Consider the following 19,656-nt stretch of genomic DNA (forward strand, 5'->3'; position numbering starts at 1 on the left):
GGTTTGTTGTTATATGTTACCGGTAACGTCGAGGTGGATATTACCGGTAACTTTACAGCCTTGTCTATGAGAAGGATCACATCTTTAACATTAGTAAAACGTTTGCTATCAATAAGAAAAATGTGATTTAAAAGTCACATTATACGTTGGAGGTGTGAATTAATTTCTTTTTAAGTCAGTGAGATAACTAAGCCTACAATAATAAAAGAGACGCCTACACCGCGAGTCGCGTGCCACTTTTCCTTTAAAAAGTAGATCCCCATCACTACGCCGAAGATGATGCTCACTTGCCTAAGTGCAACAACCAAACTGACGTTCTCTGTCATAGTCATCGCAAACAACACCAAGCCATAAGTTGATGCCATCATGATGCCAGCAAGTGTTGCTCTTTTGCGCAATAACCAAGCATTATAAAATTCGATGTTTTGATTCGACACGAGCAACCAAACACTCAGCGGAAGCACAATTGCCCAAAACTGAATGCCTAGATAGAAAATCGCGGTGTGCTTGTTAGTTATAACTGGTGTGCTCAAAGGATCGAGTAACAGAAGCGCTTCTTTATCAATGATGGAATAGCCCGTGGTACCTATTGCGGCGATTAGCGCCCACAACACGCCAAGGTTTAGGTAGGCCTTAAGCCTCAACTCAGAGAATTGCTTCAACGGGACAAACAAACAACCCAAGGTAATCAAGGTGAACCCAAGCCATTGATTAGGTGACAGCTCATAGCCTATCAACACCGTGCCTAAACCCACCATTAACACGGGCAGTGCTCTTGCCATTGGGTAAATCACGCCGATATCAGCCTGTTTATAGGCTGCGCCCAAGCCGATCAAATAGATGATTTGGCAGATCCCACTAAAGAAAACCAGTTGCCAAAATGGAAGTGAGATATTTAACAGGCCAACACTGTAAACATACCAAATCAAATATGGCGTCAATATCGCGGCAGCGGCAAAGCCAGAAGCAAGGAAAAAAGATGACCCTGAGCCTTGATTAGACTTACCTAGAACATTCCACCCCGCATGAAGCAGAGCCGAAACTATCACGATAACGATGGCGGAAAATTCCATTTCATTCCTAACTTATTGACTAATAAAAGCAGCCGTAGAAAACAGGGGATAAAAAAGGCCTCCAGATAAGAGACCTTTGATCATTCCAGTTGGGCAAATCCCCAAAGTGAGGTGTGCAAGTGTTCTAACGTTCGACTAACGCTCTAACTGCGCTATCGACTCGATACTGATCGCGTCATGACGCCAATACTCAATATCGCAGTCAATCAAATCGCCGTTTTGATTATAATTTACACGCTCTACCACCATTGCAGGAGAGCCCGAAGTCGCGCGCAATGCTTGCGCTGTTTCGCCCAGCAAGGATGTTGTACTCACGCGGTAACGGATCTTCTGATATACCACACCAAAGTGCTCGCGGTAGATGTCCGTCAGTGATTTAGATAAGTCGTAATCAAGCAAGTTAGGGAACAACTCTGGTCGAATGTAGTTGGTTACATACACAACAGGCCTGTCTTCAAGGTAACGAACTCTATCGACTCGATAAACGTCCGAGAAAGGTGGTAACTCTAGAAGCTTGGTCGCTTCCTTGGTTGCCAACATCCCTTTCGCTGCCACTAACTCAGTTTTCGGCTTACGATTCTGCGCCAGAGCCATATTAGTGAAGTTCAGTGTTTGTGTTGGGTCATAACGAAGCGGCTCGGGAGAGATAAACCATCCACGTCGGTCTTCCCGATAAATGCGCCCTTCCGCTTCAAGTGAAGACAAAGCTTCACGTAAGGTAACTCGGGTCGTATCAAACGATTCAGCCAGCTTACGTTCTGCAGGCAGCTTCTGTCGCGGTGTTAACATCCCCGATTCTATCTGCTCTACGATGACATCTTTGATTTTTACGTACTGCACTTAATTTCCTTTCATTCTTGTTCTTGTCGTCAGCCACTCCTTGGCCAACTGCAATATAAAATGGTTCGCTAGCGTTTGCGCCAAGCTTGGGTGCGCTTTTCGAATAACTTGTTGATTAGCATATGAATCAACTTCGCACTCGCCGCAGATATCATGATCATCACTGCCATGGCTGCTGCTGCCCCCGTTTGACCCGCATCGTCCATATTCAGCACTGAAACTGACGCTGGAATCGTATTGGTAGAATACAAGAATACTACCGCAGATGTCGTGGTAAGTGCATTAATAAACAAGTATGTCGCAATATCTAAAATCGCAGGCAGACAAACCGGCACCGTCACCTTAAAGAACAACTTGTATTGCGGTAAGTTCACCGAAGCCGCCGTTGCCTCAATTTCAGAAGGCAGCTGTTTCAATGCCGTTAATGCCGTCATGTGCCCTACAGTGTAATAGTGAACCACCGTATTGATTACCAAGAACGCCATCGTGCCATATAAGAAATTGAGTGGGTTACTCAAATCATTAAAGTAGAAGATATAGCCCAAACCCAACACCATACCCGGAACAGCCATCGGAACAACGCTGAGCATTTGCATTGCTTGACGAACAGGGCCGAAGGCGCGGCCTTTCTCAATGCAGTATGCCCCTAGGAAAATCAAAACCGTACCAATAATCGCAGTCCAAGCACCAAGCGTTAACGAGTTAAAGAATGGCGCCCAACCATAGGTACTCATTTCCGCAAAGTTGTAATTGTTTAGCGTTAGCGCCTTATTCCAAGGCCAGAAGGTGACCATAGAACCGTATATCGCCATACCCAGAACGATAACCACAGCAGCAGAGATGACAGTGCAATAAAGGAAACACAAGCCATCACGTAACGTGCTAGGTTCAGGTTGGTACGCGACAGAACGAGTATCAAACAAGCTCTTCTGCTTCTTTTGCACCCAGCGGTCAACGGTAAACGCAAGCAACGCAGGCAACAGCAACAAAATACTGGTCACAGCCCCCATAGAGAAGTTCTGTTGCCCCACCACTTGTTTAAAGATGTCAGTCGATAGAACGTTATAACTGCCACCAATCACCTTTGGCACACCAAAGTCGCAAACCACCAACGTAAACACAACGATCAAGGTGCTGATCAAACCGTATTTTGCCGCAGGTAACGTCACCATGAAGAAGGTTTTGAACGACGAGGTATTGAGTGCACGTGCTGCCTCATAAAGGCGAGCATCAGACGTTCTTAACGAGGTGGTCAGAATCATCAAGGCGTGTGGAAACGTCCAGAATATCAAGCCAAGTGATATACCAATCAAACCGTATACCGAGTTTCCACCGAGGATTTCTTTGGCGATACCTTGGTTGCCAAATAAGAAGATAAGACTGATAGCAGGGAGCAGAGACGGAGCAAGAATAGGCGCAGAACCCAGCACTTGAAAAAGCCCCTTGAAAGGCATGCATGAACGAGTCAACGCATAAGCATAACCAAATGCCAAAACACCAACGACAACCGTTACCAGCAAGCCGAGCGTAAAGGTGTTACCAACTGACTGCCACAGGCTTTGAGATGCAAAATACGTTGCGAAATTCTGTAAACCTACAAATTCTCCGTCTGCGTTCTGAACACTCTTTTTCAACATTGCCCACAGTGGCATCAGGATAAACAACGTCATGACCACAGACAAAAAGGCCAACAGCCCAAATAAAATTACGTTGTCCTTGCTTAACCGAGCCAGAAAAGGCTGTACTCGTTGTTGCACTAGCAGCTTAGATTGCATCATTTGAGTCGATTCCATGGTTGTTTACGCCGCCTCGTCTTTCATCACTTGCAGGCTTTTCGATGGATAAGCTCTAAGGCCTTCTTGATCAAACGCCACGTAACGAATATCACTGCGACGCAGCTTTAGTCGATTGAACTCTTTGACGGGTACATCAACGATGATCTCTTTCGCCGTTGAATCATGTTGCAATTGACACTCAACACGATAAAACGCCCCTAAGAATTCGCTTGATACAATTCTCACGGGTAAGGATTCACTAAAACGATCAACAAACTGAACTTGCTCTGGACGAACGGCAATATCAAACACGTCACCCAAATTTGGCGTAAGGTTATCTAAGCCAGGTAACGGCAGCATTGACTCAGCAATACGCATCTTGCCTTGCGCCGCAACAGAAGCTTGAATGAAGTTCATGCTGCCAACAAACTCAGCAACAAAACGGCTGACTGGTTTTTGGTAGATCTCTTGTGGAGCACCTACCTGCTCGATAACACCGTGATTCATCACCACAATGCGGTCGGCCATGGTTAGGGCTTCATCTTGATCGTGCGTCACCATAATAGTAGTGATCCCCAGCTTGCGTTGCAGTTGGCAGATCTCATCGCGCAAGTGTGTTCTTACCTTCGCATCCAATGCAGACAGTGGTTCATCCAGCAACAACAAGCCTGGAGACAGTGCCAATGCGCGAGCAAGAGCAACACGCTGCTGTTGTCCACCAGACAACTGATTCGGATACTTTTGGCCTGACGTTGGTAAGCCGATGGTTTCTAACCAAGACTCAACGGTCTCAAGGGCTTCTTTAGTCGACATGCCTTGGTTTTTCAGACCAATCGCAATGTTTTCTTCCACAGTAAGGTTGGGAAACAAAGCGTAAGATTGGAACACAATACCAAAGTCACGCTTTTCTGGGGGCAAAAAGGTCGTATCATTGCCGTTCTGCTCAATAGAGCCTGAAGTTGGTAAATCTAGGCCTGCAATCGCACGTAATAAGGTGGTTTTTCCACAGCCTGATGGGCCAAGGAAGCAGACGAACTCGCCTTTATCTATCGATAGGGAGATGTCTTTTAACGCTGTAAATTGGCCAAATTGCTTTACAACATTTTCAATATTCAAATAAGTTTGGTTGCTCATACTACAGCACTCTCTATGTGGTATATACCAAATTTAAACTGAGAATATTGCAGTTGAGTGACAAATTTATAGTAGCTAAATGACAGTTATATTGCAGATATAATAAGCATTAAAGATAAGTGTTCACTCAGCATAACGAGCCCTCCGAAACGATAAAAACTTACTTGAGGGCTGAGTTTATGTCTTAATTTAGATAACCAGATTAGCCTATGATTCCACCTTGTCGGCTTTACCCGCTGCGCCTGCGAGTTTGGATAATTGCTTATCGAGCCACAATGGCGTGTTACCCGAATCTTCCGCGTTCTCTTTTCTTCGTACCGCATCACGAACCATCATCGCACCTACCCAACGAAATGGCTCTGGTGGGAAGTGTCCTAATGGGCCTTTAGTTAAACCGCTTCGTGTCCAAGCATTGTCTATATCGAGTACCATTGCTGACAAAATCTTCCCGCCCATACGGGTTTGAGCAACGCCATTCCCTGAATAGCCGAGCCCATAATAGATGTTGCTTTGGCCTTTTAGATTACCGAAAAATGGCAATCCGGTGACCGAACGATCTGAGCCGCCCGACCAGTTGTAATCGAATTCACTTTGCTCCAACTTGGGGAACAGCTTTTGGAAAGATTGATTGAGAATTGGCAAGTAGTGAGTGGTTTGGTTAAACATGCTTTCAACTTGATTGGCAAACGAAAATTTATTACCACCTTTGCCCAACATGAGTCGTCCGTCCTGGGTATCTCGGTAGTAGTGGACAAAGATACGCGAATCCACCACCGCCGCGCCTTTCTCTGGGCCAAACTGCGTGAGCTTTTCAGGAATAGGCTTAGTCACCACCATGTCGGAAGAGACAACCACAATGCTGCGTTTGAACTCTTTAAAGTGATCAAGCATCCACGCATTGAGCGCCAAAATTACTTTATCCGCAAATACGGAACCGCCTTTGGTTTGAATTCGAGCTGGAGAGCCATAGTAGAGTGAGGTCATCTCTGTATTTTCGTGAATTTCGACACCCAGTTCGAGTGCGACTCGGCGCAAACCTCTAGCCAATAACGCAGGTTGTACACTGCCCGCAGCTTCTGAGTAATAACCCTCAATGTGGCGAGCAGACCCAGCTTTATCAGACAAAGAGTTGTCACACTTCTTCCAACTATTGATGCCTTGCTTGACCAACTCATTCACAACAGGCTCCATGCCACCCTTTTGAGCTTCATTGGTCGCTGTATAGTAAGTACCGCTTCGATATAAATGCGCGTCGATGTTATGTTCGCTACAGAAGGCTTCGATCTCGTATATAACCTTTTCTGATTCCTTAACCAACCATTTCGCTTGTTCTTTTCCGTAGAGCTTTTTCAACGTTGGATACTTAGTCGACCACGTCAGCATGCAACCGCCATTCGCGCCAGAAGCACCGCTACCACATAGGCCTTTTTCAATCACGACAACATGTTTTTCAGGTTGCTGCTGTTTGATTAGAATCGCCGTCCATAACCCTGTGTAACCACCGCCAACAATGGCGATACCACAGTTGACGTCTTTTGAGAGCGGCTTAGCCGAACCTAGCCCCGCATTGATGGTACCAAACTCTTGTTCCAACGCTTGCTTGAACCAATATGAATAGTGCTTTGTCATTTCTTGTACCTTACTTAAAACCTAAATGCATAAAATTAAAAAAGGAAGACCGAAGCCTTCCTTTACTGATTTCAAACTTCTAATGAACTGAATAGGTCGTCAGATTAAGATTTTGGCTCTGATTTAGCGTCAAACTTCTCAGACCATGTTTTAAGAACGTCGGCACGCTCGCTGCCCATGCGAGCGAAGTCCATTTTTGCCATGTTCTTTTCTACATTAGGGAAGTTCTCTGCTTTGCCTGTCACATCTTGGTGGCCAACAACTGGGTACATTTCGATGTAAAGCTCATTTGCTGCTTTAGAAATAGACCAATCAACAACGCGTTGTGCTGCATCAGAAGGCTTAACAAGGCCTACCGCTTCAGATTCCCAGCCGATACCTTCAGGCGTAATCACGGAAAGTGGCGCGCCTTGAGTTTTCAGCTTAGCACCACGGCTCGCCATAGAAATGCCTATAGCAACCTCCCCCATACCCGCTTGAACACATGGCTTAGAGCCTGAGTGTGTGTAGTGAGCGATGTTTTGGTCTAGCTTCTGCATGTAGTTCCAACCTTGGTCTTCACCCATGTTTTGTAGCCAAGCCGAAACCTGCATGTAGCCCGTACCAGAAGACGCTGGGTTTGGCATTGCAATGTGGCCTTTGTAGATAGGCTTGGTTAGGTCATCCCAAGACTTAGGTGCTGGTAGGTTCAATTGCTTAGCCACCACTTCGTTAAAGCAAACTGCATTGAAGAATGCATCGTTGCCATACCAAGCTTGAGTAGACTGTGGGTCGTTAAGGTTAGCGCGTAATGCTTCTACACCTTGAGGCGTGTACGGTTTAAGAATGCCCTCTTCCTTAAGCAGAGCCATTGAAGAGCCTGCAAGTCCCCAAACTACCTCTGCGCGAGGGTTGTTTTTCTCAGCCAATAATTTTGCCGTCATGATCCCAGTTGAATCACGAACCCATTTGATGTTGATGTCTGGGTTTTCACTTTCAAAGGCGTTTTTGTATTTCGCCAAGATGTCAGTTTCAAATGCGGTGTAAACCGTCACTTCCTGTGCTGCATAAGCATTGCCAGCCAGTAGAGTGACTAATGCTGCAAGTGATCCTTTCATAAAACGGTTTTTCATCATTTTCTCCAATCAGGCCCGGTGCCAAGGTTAGAAATTGCCAAGGTTAAAGTTGTTCAAGCTAGAAACCTCACCAAGAGGCGTCTATATCCATAAATTCATTTAGGTTGTTAGTACACGTCCTTTTATTGGTATGTACCAGTTTGCGAGTATTAACCTAATCGACTTTTATGACGGTTAAATGAACAAAAAATGGCAGTTTCGAGATCGGAAAATTTCTCAACAAAAATGACAAATTTGAATATTAAGCTTTTGTGAAAATAACGTTTGGGCTATTTACGACCGTTTAAATTGGTTGTTAAAGTAATCGCAAATATTGGTATAGTCCAAAATGAAAATCACGAGAATAGAACATGAGAAATGATTACTTATTACTGACACCTGGCCCACTATCTACTTCTGAAACCGTTCGCCAAGCGATGCTAAAAGACTGGTGTACTTGGGATGATGAATACAACAAAGACGTTGTTGAAGTGATTCGTAGCAAACTAGTCACTTTGGCGACTAAGCAAACGGGTTATACGAGCGTGCTCATGCAAGGTAGCGGCACCGCTTCAGTAGAAGCAACAATCGGTAGTGTTATCTCTAAGAGGGGTAAACTTCTTGTTGTTGACAACGGTGCATATGGTGCTCGTATTGCTCAAATCGCAGAATACTTAGACATTCCATGCCATGTCGTTTCCCCAGGTGAAACATCACAGCCTGACTTGAACGAAATGGAAACGGCATTGGCCATGGATTCAGGCATTACTCACGTTGCGATTGTGCACTGTGAGACCACCACTGGTATGCTGAATCCAATTGAAGATATTGCCAAATTGGCAAAACAGCACAACAAAACCGTCATTCTTGATGCTATGTCGAGCTTTGGTGGCATCCCTATGGATATTGCTGACTTAGGTATCGATTACATGATCAGTTCAGCAAACAAGTGTATTCAAGGTGTACCGGGGTTCGGCTTTGTTATTGCCAAGCAATCAGAACTGGAAAAGTGTAAAGGCCAAGCTCGCTCATTAAGCCTTGACCTGTTTGACCAGTGGCACTGCATGGAAAGCAACCATGGCAAATGGCGCTTCACCTCTCCGACTCATACAGTGCGCGCTTTCTACCAAGCTCTTCTTGAACTAGAACAGGAAGGTGGTATCGAAGCTCGTCATAATCGCTACCAAACCAACCAAACCACATTGGTTGCAGGCATGCGTTCTCTTGGCTTTGAACCACTACTTAATGATGATCTTCATTCACCTATCATTACCTCTTTCTATTCTCCAACTCATAGCGATTACCAATTTAAAGAGTTCTATGACCGTTTGAAAGAGCAAGGTTTTGTGATTTACCCGGGCAAGGTTTCAAACGCAGACTGCTTCCGCATTGGTAACATCGGTGAAGTGTATCCGTCAGATATTGAAGCCCTTATTGGAGCAGTGAAAAACGCTATGTACTGGGATATCAAATAATGACGACGACCAATCAAGACCCCGTTCTTAAGGCGACACACTTTCGAAGTGAAGGCGATGTGAACACCACGCCAGCCCGTGAAAAGTGGAATGAGTCGTTAAACGATGAGGCGACTCAAGCAATGTTAAAACGCGACTCAGACGTGTTTCTTCATCAAGCGATGTCAACACCTTGCCTAGACACGCTTGAAGCCGCTGAAGGCATCTACATTCAAGATGCGACGGGTAATAAGTATATGGACTTTCACGGCAACAATGTTCATCAGCTAGGTTATGGCCACCCACATATTATTAATAAAGTGACTCAGCAAATGGCGTCGTTGCCATTTTCACCACGTCGCTTCACCAATGAAACTGCAGTTCAGTGCGCTGAAAAGCTCACACAGATCTGCGGTGGTGGTTTGAATCGCGTGTTGTTTGCTCCGGGTGGTACATCGGTGATCGGTATGGCACTCAAACTGGCTCGACATGTCACCAACAACTTCAAAGTAGTGTCGCTATGGGATTCATTCCACGGCGCGTCACTGGATGCAATTTCAGTGGGTGGCGAAGCTTGTTTTCGTGAAGGTATGGGGCCGTTAATGGCAGGCGTAGAACGTATTCCACCAGCTGTCTCTTATCGTGGTGCTTTCCCGCTTCGCGGGCAAAGCTCAGACGATAACAATGAGACCGCATGTGATGTGCACTACGCCGATTACCTTGAGTATGTGATTGAAAAAGAAGGTGGCATTGGTGCTTTCATTGCCGAAGCCGTGCGTAACACAGACGTGCAAGTTCCAAGCAAAGCTTATTGGAAACGCATCCGTGAGATCTGTGACAAACACAACGTCATGTTGATCATTGATGACATTCCAAACGGTATGGGTCGCAGTGGCGAATGGTTTACACACCAAGCTTTTGATATCGAACCTGACATTCTTTGTATCGGTAAAGGTTTTGGCGGCGGCTTAGTACCAATCGCAGCTATGATCACTAAAGACAAATACAACACGGCAGCGCAAGTATCACTGGGGCACTACACACATGAGAAAAGCCCCATTGGCTGCGCGGCAGCACTGGCCACCATGGAAGTGATTGAGCAAGAAAATTTACTTGAAAAAGTCCAAGAGGACAGCACATTCGTGCATGAACAGCTGCTTCAAATGAAAGAGAAGTATCCAGTCATTGGTGACGTTCGCGGCATCGGCCTGCTATGGGGCGTGGAGTTGGTTACCGACCATATCACTAAAACCCGAGCATTCGATGAAGCAGAAGCAGTACTTTATCAATGTCTGAACGATGGCCTGAGTTTTAAGGTGTCACAAGGTAATGTGATTCAGTTGAGCCCACCATTGATCATCAGTCGCAGCGAACTAGAAATCGCTCTGTCTGTACTTGAAAATGCGATAGCAAAAGCCTGCAAAGACTTTGAATACCTTTAGTTCATTCTCTAAATCAACATTTAAACCAATAACCCAAAACAATCATTCGTCCTCCCAGAACTTTACAACGGGAGTGACACAAAAATAGGACACTCTTATGAACACAACATCACCTATCCAAGCGGTTATCTTTGACTGGGCTGGCACTATTGTTGATTTTGGATCGTTTGCTCCAACCAGCATCTTTGTTGAAGCATTCAAACAAGGTTTCGACTTTGACATCGACTTAGCTGAAGCTCGTGAACCTATGGGTATTGGTAAATGGGATCACATCCAAGCTGTGGGTCAAATCCCTGCGGTTGATGCTCGTTGGAAGGCTCAATTCGGACGCTCGATGACCAGTGAAGACGTTGATGCGATCTACGCGGCATTCATGCCTCTTCAGAAAGCAAAAGTAGCAGACCACGCTGCGCCAATTTTAAACGCGATTGAAGTAGTCAATAACCTAAAAGAAAAGAATGTAAAAATTGGCTCTTGTTCTGGTTACCCACGTGAAGTGATGGACGTACTGATTCCAGCGGCAGCAGATTACGGTTATCTTCCTGACAACGTAGTTGCAACTGACGACTTACCGCAAGGTGGTCGCCCAGCTCCATTCATGGCGCTTAAAAACGTGATTGACCTAGGTGTAACTGGCGTTGCTGCATGTGTAAAAGTAGATGACGCGGCACCAGGTATCGACGAAGGTCACAACGCAGGCATGTGGACGGTTGGACTTGTATTATCGGGGAACGAGGCAGGCTTAACCTATCAAGAATATTTAGATGCCGATGAAGCAACACTTGCAGCTGCACGTGAAAAAGCAAGCGTGAAGCTAAACAAATCAAACCCACACTACCTAATCGACACCATTGCAGACCTACCAGGTGTCATTGCAGATATTGAAAAGCGTTTGTTAGCCGGTGAGCGCCCATAACGGTAATCACCAAACATTCAGTACACATAAAAGAAACCTCGTATCACCTAAAAATGATACGAGGTTTCTTTATTTCCAACATTTGAGACAACAATTAATTGACAAAAACCTCTGTAAATAGCACCTTAAATATATAAATTACAACAACTTCATTGACCCCAATAAGCAACTAAACTAACAATATAACAATAATAGTACCAAGATAGGTTCGACCTGAAACTACGCCTGAACGACTTACTGTTGCAGTGTCCCAAACAATAAATCGCCGCTTTAAAGGCTAGTTCAGATAACAATAAGAGTTAATCCAAGGATAAGATTATGAAAAGACTGTCAAGAATCATGTGTGCTGTGGTAGCTGCTTCAGGTTTCGCTGCTGCTCCATCAATTGCCGCAACGACATACGTAGGCGCAAAAGTTGGCATGGGTTGGCTCGATAGCGCTTGTGTCGACAACATTGATTGTGAAGATGATTCAGTTGCGGGTGGTATTTACGGTGGTTACAACTTTACCGATAACATTGCTCTAGAATTAAATGCAGATTACTTAGGTGATTATGACACCAGCTTTAACTATAACGGAGCGACTCAAAGATACAGCGATTCTATCGTAGCCATTTCTTTGAGCCCAATGTACCGACTAGCGATTAAACAACAGTTTGATATATTCTTTAAAGCTGGTCCCGCTTACATCATGCACGATGACGAAGACGATGTTGTATTAGCACTAGGTATCGGTGCTGAGAAACAGCTATCCGACGACTGGGCACTTCGAGTTGAATACCAATACTTCGACGATTTTGACGATAAGATCATTCAAGACCTCAACTCTAACCTTGTTACCGTTGGTCTAAGCTACAATTTCGGTACAGGTAACACGACGGCGTCAGCCGCAACAGTAGCTGCTGCTGCCGTAACACAGGCTCCAGCTGAACCTATTGCAGAACCGGAAGCCGTTGTGGTTGAAGAAGAGACTGTTGTAATTAAAGCGCAAACAGAAAGCTTCTCGCAAGGTATGTTTGAGACAAACAGTACTGAATTGTCTACAGAAGGTAAAACAGCACTGACACCATTGGTAGAAGTGCTGCAAACTTACCCTCAATCATCAGTTAATGTTGTTGGTCACACCGATTCAACAGGCTCTGCTGAGTACAACATGATGATCTCTAAAAAACGAGCTGCCGCTGTAGCCGCATACATTGAAGAGCAAGGTATTGAAGCAGACCGTATTACGGCTACAGGTGAAGGTGAGGAAAACCCAGTAGCAACAAACGATACTGCTGAAGGTCGTGCGCAAAACCGTCGTGTTGACGCAACAATCCCAAGCTTCGAATACCAAGAAGAAGCGCAAATGGAAGAAGTTATTGTAGAAACGGCTGAATAATAGCACTCTACTCTAGTTAGAATACTAAAGGGCGGGACACTTTAAAGTGCCCCGCCCTTTTCTTTATCTGACTCTACTCATAAGCCGTAAGAATTAGCCTATCGCCAAAATATACAATCAGAAGGCTAAACGATTTCCCAACTGTGGGTCATCTCTACGCCAGCACCTAGCATTAAGCATACTGAACAGTATTTTTCTAATGAATCAGCACAAACCTTAGCAACAAGCTCAGGATCAAGGTGGTCACCCGTTACTTCGAAATGAATATTAATCACAGTGAAGATTTTTGGTGCTGTTTCACGACGTGTTGTTTCAAGCTTTGCGTTACAGCCTGTGATGTTCTGGCCTGCAGATTTCAAACCATCAACTACATCAACAGAACTACAACCACCAGCAGCCATTAACACCATTTCCATAGGGCTTGGAGCGGTAGCACCACCACTTCCATCCATAACGACAGAGTGACCTGATTGAGATTGACCAAGGAATTTAAAACCTTCGACCCATTTAACTTCTGCTTGCATGCTGTTCCTTAGATGTACGAAAAGCGTCATCATTAACTATTATTTTATATCAATGCCTACACCCTACTACTGGCAGCATTTATGAGCAAGATTTTCTAGGTAACACATTTTTTTTGTGAATGATGCAATTTTTTCCATCTTAAACCTGTCTCTATTCGTACATTCAAAATCGAATGAAAAGAACGTCAAGATGAGGTATCTATGAATAAATTATCTAAAATATTGGTATCACTCGTGGTTGCGCTACCACTGATTTCGCTGTTTGTAAGCCAGACTGGCACTGCCAATACAATGGATAAAACAGCAAATTCAGGTAAAAGTGAAATCGCGACACTGGCTGGTGGTTGTTTCTGGTGTACAGAATCCGACCTAGAAAAACTGACCGGCGTCACCGACGTTATCTCTGGGTACTCTGGTGGTGAATTAGAAAACCCAACCTACAAACAAGTGTCCTCAGGTAAGTCTGGTCACATCGAAGTGATCAACGTGACTTACAATCCTGATATTGTTAGTTATGAACAGGTTCTTGACCAATTCTTCAGACATATTGACCCAACTGATGACAAAGGCTCCTTCGTAGACCGCGGTCCACAGTATCGACCTGCTATTTTCTACCGTAACCAAGAGCAAAAAGCCGTAGCTCAGAACTTCATGATGGAGATCGACAAATCTCAGATTTTTGGTGAACCACTGAAAACAGAACTGATCGAATTTGAAAAATTCTGGCCAGCGGAAGACTATCACCAAGACTATTACAAAAAGAGTAAGGTTCGCTATAACTACTACCGCTATGCTTCGGGTCGTGACCAGTATCTAGATAAGATCTTCGGTGAGGATAGAAAAGAGAATCCGAAAACACTTCGTCAGATCATCGACAGCAAAAATGCGACTGCCAATGCTAAGACCTATGTCAAACCATCTGACGCAGAGATCAAAGCAAAACTCACCTCACTGCAGTACGATGTAACACAAGAAGATGCAACAGAGCGCCCATTTGACAACAAATACTGGGATAACAAACAGGAAGGTATTTACGTCGATATCGTAACGGGTGAGCCACTGTTCTCTTCAAAAGACAAATACAAATCAGGCACAGGCTGGCCAAGCTTTACACAGCCAATTAGCGAAGCTTATGTCGTAACAACGACCGACTACAAACTGATTTACCCAAGAACAGAGGTTCGAAGTAAGTTTGGTGATTCTCACCTAGGACATGTGTTTAAAGATGGTCCTAAACCAACAGGCTTACGTTACTGCATGAACTCAGCTGCAATGCGCTTTATCCCAGCAGATAAACTGGTTGAAGAAGGGTATGAAGAATACGTTGAAATGTTTCAGGGCTAAGTATTAAACAATTGACGCTAGATCTACCGCAAAGCCAGCATGTCGCTGGCTTTGCTTTCTCTAACTCGCAAACAAGTCGCTAATCCTAACCGGTTAGCACGGTATCTTCTGGATATTTGAGTAATGAAGGTTCTGGACGCGCCAACATGTAAGCTAAGGTCAAGGGACCTATCCGTCCAATCACCATAACCACAATCATGATGTATTTTCCTGGCTCAGTCAGATTCGCGGTTAAACCTGCTGTTAATCCCACCGTTGCAAAGGCTGAAATCACCTCAAACATCACTCGATCAAACGCCGCCTTTTCAGTCAGCATTAACAAAAACATTGCGGTGGTTAATAGCGCCCCACTTACCACAATAATGGCCAATGACTTTGTTACCGCTTGCCAAGTCACCGTACGCTTAAACATCACGACATGCTTTTTCTGACGTAGGAAAGTCCACGTTGCGACAAATGCGACCGCAAAGGTCGATACCTTAATACCACCACCAGTGGAAGTCGAACCAGCACCAATCAACATTAGTACTATCATCACCAATAATGCCGGTTGCGTATACTGAGACAAGTCCACACTGTTGAAACCAGCGGTACGAGCACTCGCCGATTGGAAAAATGCGGCTAACCACTGACCTTGTATAGAGAGGCCTTCCATCGTTGCTGAGTTATTCCTCTCCAATAACCAAAACATCACCGTACCCACCAACAACAAAGTTGGCGTTGCGGTCAGCATGATCTTGGTGTGCAGATGCAAGTGCTGGAAGCCTTTACGCCAGTTACTCGATAAGTCCCCCACTACCGTGAAGCCTAATCCACCAAAGATGAATAAACCCGCCAAAGTACAAATCACCAATGGATCATCAACAAAACTCATCATGCTGTCTGAGAACAGCGCGAAACCTGCGTTATTGAATGCAGATATAGCGTGAAAGAGTGCATAAAAGCTTCCCGTTGCCCATCCCATTTCTGGAACCCAACGGAAACAGAGCAATACAAACCCAACCAACTCCGCCACCAACGCAAAGATGATGATCTTCTTAACTAATTTGCGGAGATTGATCTTACGATCTTGACCCAACGCTTCCTTCGCCAATGCTTGTTGCTTGAGACTTAATCTAACGCCAAACATATAGAGCAGCACTGCAGACAGGGTCATCTGCCCTAAACCGCCGACTTGCATCAAAAACATCAGCAGTATTTTGCCCGCCAGAGTGAAATGTTCACCCGTATCGACAACACCCAAGCCTGTCACACTGATTGCGGATGTGGCAGTAAACAGCGCATCTGTAAAACTAAGTCCAGTTACAGAAAAGACTGGCAGCGTCAACAAGATTGCAGAAGGGATAAGAACACCTAAGAAACTCGTAAGGATAATCTTTGGCTCTGAGCCTTTGCGCGGCTTTTTATCTGTCTTGAGCGTGTAGAAAGTACCTTTTCGTTTCAACGAATTCATACGGTTACCTTATTACCAATTACTTATTACCAGTTACCAATTGCGTAGCTTTCTAGACAAGGTCTCTTTCGGCCCTGCAATGATCACCACATCACCGATCTCTAAACTGACATCAAGTTCAGGTGCTTTGGTTAGGTTCGGGCCGCGCTTGAAGCCAAGTACTTCAACCCCTACCTCTTTGCACAGCTTTAGGTCGCGAAGTTGCTTGCCTAAAAACTTTGAGCCAATAACGATTTCTGTCATCGCTAAGCCACTGCCAAGGTCGATAAATTCGAGAACGCGTCTGTCCAGCATCTTACGAGCAACACGAATACCCATATCTCGCTCCGGCATGATGATATGGTCAGCACCAATCTTAGAGAGGATCTTGCCGTGGAACTTATCATTCGCCTTAACCCAAACTGCTTTTGCTCCAGATTCTTTCACCACCAGCGTTGTGAGAATACTGGAGTTAACATCAGAGCCAATAGATACCATCACCATATCGTAATCGTCGAGTCTTAACTCTTTAACTGTCTCTTCGCTTGTACAGTTCGCAACAATCGCTTGTGAAACAAAAGCCGCCGCTTCTTTCACTCGCTCTTCATCAATATCGACGGCTAATACCTGTGCCCCAGAACTTTGCAGCTCTTTGCAAACAGATAAACCAAAACGCCCTAAACCGATAACTGCATATTGTTTGTCGCTCATTTGAAATCCTGTTTAGAAATTTTAATTACACGGGGTAGCTAAACCTACATTAGTTTCTAACTCAAAAAAAGTTAGTTCTGCAATAATAAGGTTATACTATTGTTATAATCGCTTGATTTATAAAGGTAGAGAACATCTCGAGTTTCTGCTAATTTCCAATTCATAATTTCTGCGGCAGCACACACAATGAATGAATTCTTAACCCAAGTACAAACCTACATCAATCAGAGCCATAGTGACTGGGCGAATAGCGTCCTATTCATCACTATTGCGAGTTTTTTAGCTTGGGTAGCTTGGCGAATTATCCACAATCGCTTAGAAGTTTTGGCACAAAGAACCCACTTCCACTGGGATGATTTGCTACTAGAGGCACTGAAAACTCCTGTCAGTACGTTACTTTGGTGTTGGCCCGCGACCGTTTCTATCGGATTAATTCTTCAAGATCAGTTTGGCAACGAAATCAATTGGTTAAAAACGCTCAAGCACATATTGATCATATGTACCTTCGTTTGGTTTACCTTACGAATGATCACTAATGCTGAAGCGTACGTCTTAGAGCAAAACAACAGAGATGAAACGACTGTACAGGCGATTGCAAAAGTCGCTCGTCTGTTCTTTATGGTCATGGGTGGCCTGACCATCATGCAGGCGTTCGGACTCAGTCTTTCCGGCTTACTGACCTTTGGTGGTGTAGGTGGTTTGATTGTCGGTTTGGCAGCAAAAGATCTGCTCTCGAATTTCTTTGGCGGTATGATGATTTACTTCGACCGCCCTTTTAAAGTCGGTGATTGGATTCGCTCTCCCGACCGTCAAATCGAAGGCACTGTCGAACGCATTGGCTGGCGCATGACCATTATTCGCACCTTCGACAAACGCCCGTTGTACGTACCAAATTCGGTATTCAGTAACATTGTGGTGGAAAACCCATCGCGAATGCTGAACCGCCGAATCAATGAAACCTTCGGGCTTCGTTACGAAGACGCGAGCAAGCTGGCTCTCATTGTTGATGACGTAAAAGCCATGCTTGAAACGCATCCAGATATCGATGCTAAACAAACACTCATCGTTAACTTTGATAAATTTGGTCCATCTACACTGAACTTCTTTATCTATACCTTCACCAAAACCGTCAACTGGGTTAGATACCACGAAGTTAAACAAGATGTTTTGCTGCAGGTGTTGACGATCATTCATAAGCATAATGCAGATATCGCGTTCCCAACACAAACACTCAAAATCGACCCACAAGGCTTTAGTGACGCTCAAGATATGGTTACTTCTAATCCAGCAGGTCACCAATAAGCAACTCCTCTGATGTTTATAGATAAGTAAGTGGGTTATCGATAATTAAAAAAGGTGAAGCGTGGTAACATGGGGCCAATATTTTAAGGCACCCAATTACCACGCTATGATTTTACCTGTCATTCTAGCCGGCGGCTCTGGTAGCCGCCTCTGGCCACTGTCTCGCGAGCTTTACCCTAAGCAATTCCTCAATATTGCTGGCGAGCAATCGATGCTTCAGCAAACCCTTTTGCGTTTGCATGGCCTTGAATCGCACTTAAGTGATACCGAGTGTGCTGCTCCCTTCATTATCTGTAACGAAGAACACCGCTTCATTACTGCGGAGCAAACCCGATCGGCTAACATCGAGCACAGTGGTATTTTGCTAGAACCTGTCGGCAGAAACACGGCGCCCGCCATCGCACTAGCAGCATTACAAGTCTTAAGCCACTCAAACAACAACCAACATAACGAACCAGATCCAATATTATTGGTACTGGCAGCCGATCATCACATCGCCAAAACGACCGAATTTCAACAAACGGTGGCGAGAGGCGTTGAATACGCGAAACAAGGTAAACTCGTCACATTTGGTATTACTCCGAGCGCACCCGAAACTGGCTATGGTTATATCAAGCAAGGAGAGCCTCTCTCCCAAAATGCTTATGCGATTGAATGTTTCGTTGAAAAGCCCGACCTAGCAACAGCAGAGCAGTACATTAATTCGGGACAATACCTATGGAACAGCGGTATGTTCATGTTTAGAGCATCACGCTACCTTGAAGAACTCGCCGAACACCACCCTGAGATATTAGCGGCTTGTAAGCTAGCTCTTGAGAAGCAAAGTACCGACCTCGACTTTATCCGCATTGACGCTGAAGCATTCAAAAGTAGCCCGAGCGACTCTATAGATTACGCTGTGATGGAAAAAACGTCACACGCTGCTGTGATTCCGATGGATGTTGGTTGGAATGACATTGGATCGTGGTCTGCTATTTGGGATGTCAGTGATAAGGATGAGCACAACAACGTCATTGAAGGCGATGTGTTGACTGTCGATTCTCAGCACAACTACATCCATGCTGAAAATAAACTGGTTGCGACTGTCGGTGTTGAAAACCTAATTATTGTCGAAACCAAAGACGCCATACTTGTCGCCAATAAGGACAATGTTCAGGGTGTGAAATCGATTGTCAGCCAGTTAAATCAAGCCGAACGCACAGAGCATGTCCATCACCGAGAAGTGTTTAGACCCTGGGGTAAATACGATGTAGTCGATATAGGCAAGCGCGACAAAGTTAAACGTATCACCGTAAAACCCGGTCATAAGTTGTCGTTACAAATGCACTACCACAGAGCGGAACATTGGGTTGTTGTGGCCGGCATCGCGAAGGTAACTAATAATGAAAAAACGTACCTAGTCGGGGAAGATCAATCCACTTACATTCCATTAGGTCACATTCATAACCTAGAGAATCCAGGGAGCATCCCACTCGAAATGATTGAAGTGCAAACAGGCAGTCATTTAAGTGAAAACGACATCATTCGATATCAAGACAGCTATGGGCGAGATGTGCTCAATCAACAAGTTCACTCATCTAAGCACAACCAAACAAAATAAAGCAGC

General features: G+C 44.8%; 16 protein-coding genes. 7 read left to right on the forward strand and 9 right to left on the reverse strand.

All coding sequences use genetic code 11. The annotated features are described in order from the left end of the window. Window positions 1-170: 170 nt before the first annotated feature. From BCT34_RS13005 to BCT34_RS13030, 6 genes are all read right to left on the reverse strand, one after another. On the reverse strand, window positions 171-1,073 hold the full coding sequence (locus BCT34_RS13005; RefSeq protein ID WP_076652085.1) for a multidrug transporter: 903 nt from the start codon (window positions 1,071-1,073) through the stop codon (window positions 171-173). A 135-nt stretch (window positions 1,074-1,208) separates the two neighbouring features. After that, entirely contained in the window at window positions 1,209-1,913 is a 705-nt protein-coding gene (phnR, locus tag BCT34_RS13010) for a phosphonate utilization transcriptional regulator PhnR (RefSeq protein ID WP_076652082.1), read from the reverse strand. A gap of 68 nt (window positions 1,914-1,981) precedes the next feature. After that, window positions 1,982-3,706: a putative 2-aminoethylphosphonate ABC transporter permease subunit gene (locus BCT34_RS13015; RefSeq protein WP_076652080.1), complete on the reverse strand. Its 1,725-nt coding sequence runs from the start codon at window positions 3,704-3,706 to the stop codon at window positions 1,982-1,984. 6 nt (window positions 3,707-3,712) lie between these two features. Continuing rightward, window positions 3,713-4,822, reverse strand: a complete 1,110-nt coding sequence (locus BCT34_RS13020) for a putative 2-aminoethylphosphonate ABC transporter ATP-binding protein (RefSeq protein WP_076652077.1) — start codon at window positions 4,820-4,822, stop codon at window positions 3,713-3,715. Window positions 4,823-5,029: 207 nt separating this feature from the next. After that, on the reverse strand, window positions 5,030-6,451 hold the full coding sequence (locus BCT34_RS13025; RefSeq protein ID WP_076652067.1) for an FAD-dependent oxidoreductase: 1,422 nt from the start codon (window positions 6,449-6,451) through the stop codon (window positions 5,030-5,032). A gap of 104 nt (window positions 6,452-6,555) precedes the next feature. Further along, entirely contained in the window at window positions 6,556-7,566 is a 1,011-nt protein-coding gene (locus BCT34_RS13030) for a putative 2-aminoethylphosphonate ABC transporter substrate-binding protein (RefSeq protein ID WP_060981582.1), read from the reverse strand. A gap of 350 nt (window positions 7,567-7,916) precedes the next feature. Between BCT34_RS13030 and phnW the strand changes: the two genes are divergently transcribed. The 4 genes from phnW (at window position 7,917) to BCT34_RS13050 (ending at window position 12,737) form a co-directional block, all read left to right on the forward strand. Beyond that, a complete protein-coding gene (phnW, locus tag BCT34_RS13035; protein ID WP_076652065.1) occupies window positions 7,917-9,020 on the forward strand; it encodes a 2-aminoethylphosphonate--pyruvate transaminase in 1,104 nt (367 codons plus the stop codon). Next, window positions 9,020-10,441, forward strand: a complete 1,422-nt coding sequence (locus BCT34_RS13040; RefSeq protein ID WP_076652062.1) for an aspartate aminotransferase family protein — start codon at window positions 9,020-9,022, stop codon at window positions 10,439-10,441. The genes phnW and BCT34_RS13040 overlap by 1 nt, the downstream gene beginning before the upstream one ends. Before the next feature lie 97 nt (window positions 10,442-10,538). Then, entirely contained in the window at window positions 10,539-11,357 is an 819-nt protein-coding gene (gene phnX, locus BCT34_RS13045; protein ID WP_076652060.1) for a phosphonoacetaldehyde hydrolase, read from the forward strand. A 318-nt stretch (window positions 11,358-11,675) separates the two neighbouring features. Beyond that, on the forward strand, window positions 11,676-12,737 hold the full coding sequence (locus BCT34_RS13050) for an OmpA family protein (RefSeq protein ID WP_076652058.1): 1,062 nt from the start codon (window positions 11,676-11,678) through the stop codon (window positions 12,735-12,737). 125 nt (window positions 12,738-12,862) lie between these two features. Here BCT34_RS13050 and BCT34_RS13055 read toward each other — a convergent pair whose 3' ends face one another. After that, the gene (locus BCT34_RS13055; protein WP_076652056.1) at window positions 12,863-13,261 is read right to left on the reverse strand and encodes an OsmC family protein; all 399 of its coding nucleotides are present in this window, start codon (window positions 13,259-13,261) and stop codon (window positions 12,863-12,865) included. Between the two features lie 201 nt (window positions 13,262-13,462). Between BCT34_RS13055 and msrB the strand changes: the two genes are divergently transcribed. Continuing rightward, on the forward strand, window positions 13,463-14,605 hold the full coding sequence (msrB, locus tag BCT34_RS13060) for a peptide-methionine (R)-S-oxide reductase MsrB (protein ID WP_076652054.1): 1,143 nt from the start codon (window positions 13,463-13,465) through the stop codon (window positions 14,603-14,605). An 85-nt stretch (window positions 14,606-14,690) separates the two neighbouring features. On the opposite strand, the gene BCT34_RS13065 is transcribed toward msrB, so the two are convergent. Continuing rightward, a complete protein-coding gene (locus tag BCT34_RS13065) occupies window positions 14,691-16,058 on the reverse strand; it encodes a TrkH family potassium uptake protein (RefSeq protein ID WP_076652051.1) in 1,368 nt (455 codons plus the stop codon). 33 nt (window positions 16,059-16,091) lie between these two features. After that, on the reverse strand, window positions 16,092-16,748 hold the full coding sequence (locus BCT34_RS13070; RefSeq protein ID WP_017106229.1) for a TrkA family potassium uptake protein: 657 nt from the start codon (window positions 16,746-16,748) through the stop codon (window positions 16,092-16,094). Between the two features lie 186 nt (window positions 16,749-16,934). Between BCT34_RS13070 and BCT34_RS13075 the strand changes: the two genes are divergently transcribed. Together BCT34_RS13075 and BCT34_RS13080 are read left to right on the forward strand one after the other, a co-directional pair. Continuing rightward, on the forward strand, window positions 16,935-18,050 hold the full coding sequence (locus BCT34_RS13075) for a mechanosensitive ion channel family protein (protein WP_076652048.1): 1,116 nt from the start codon (window positions 16,935-16,937) through the stop codon (window positions 18,048-18,050). 106 nt (window positions 18,051-18,156) lie between these two features. Beyond that, the gene (locus BCT34_RS13080; protein ID WP_076652046.1) at window positions 18,157-19,650 is read left to right on the forward strand and encodes a mannose-1-phosphate guanylyltransferase/mannose-6-phosphate isomerase; all 1,494 of its coding nucleotides are present in this window, start codon (window positions 18,157-18,159) and stop codon (window positions 19,648-19,650) included. Window positions 19,651-19,656 lie beyond the last annotated feature (6 nt).

It is taken from the genome of Vibrio sp. 10N.261.45.E2 (assembly GCF_002875705.1).
Classification (GTDB): Bacteria; Pseudomonadota; Gammaproteobacteria; order Enterobacterales; family Vibrionaceae; genus Vibrio.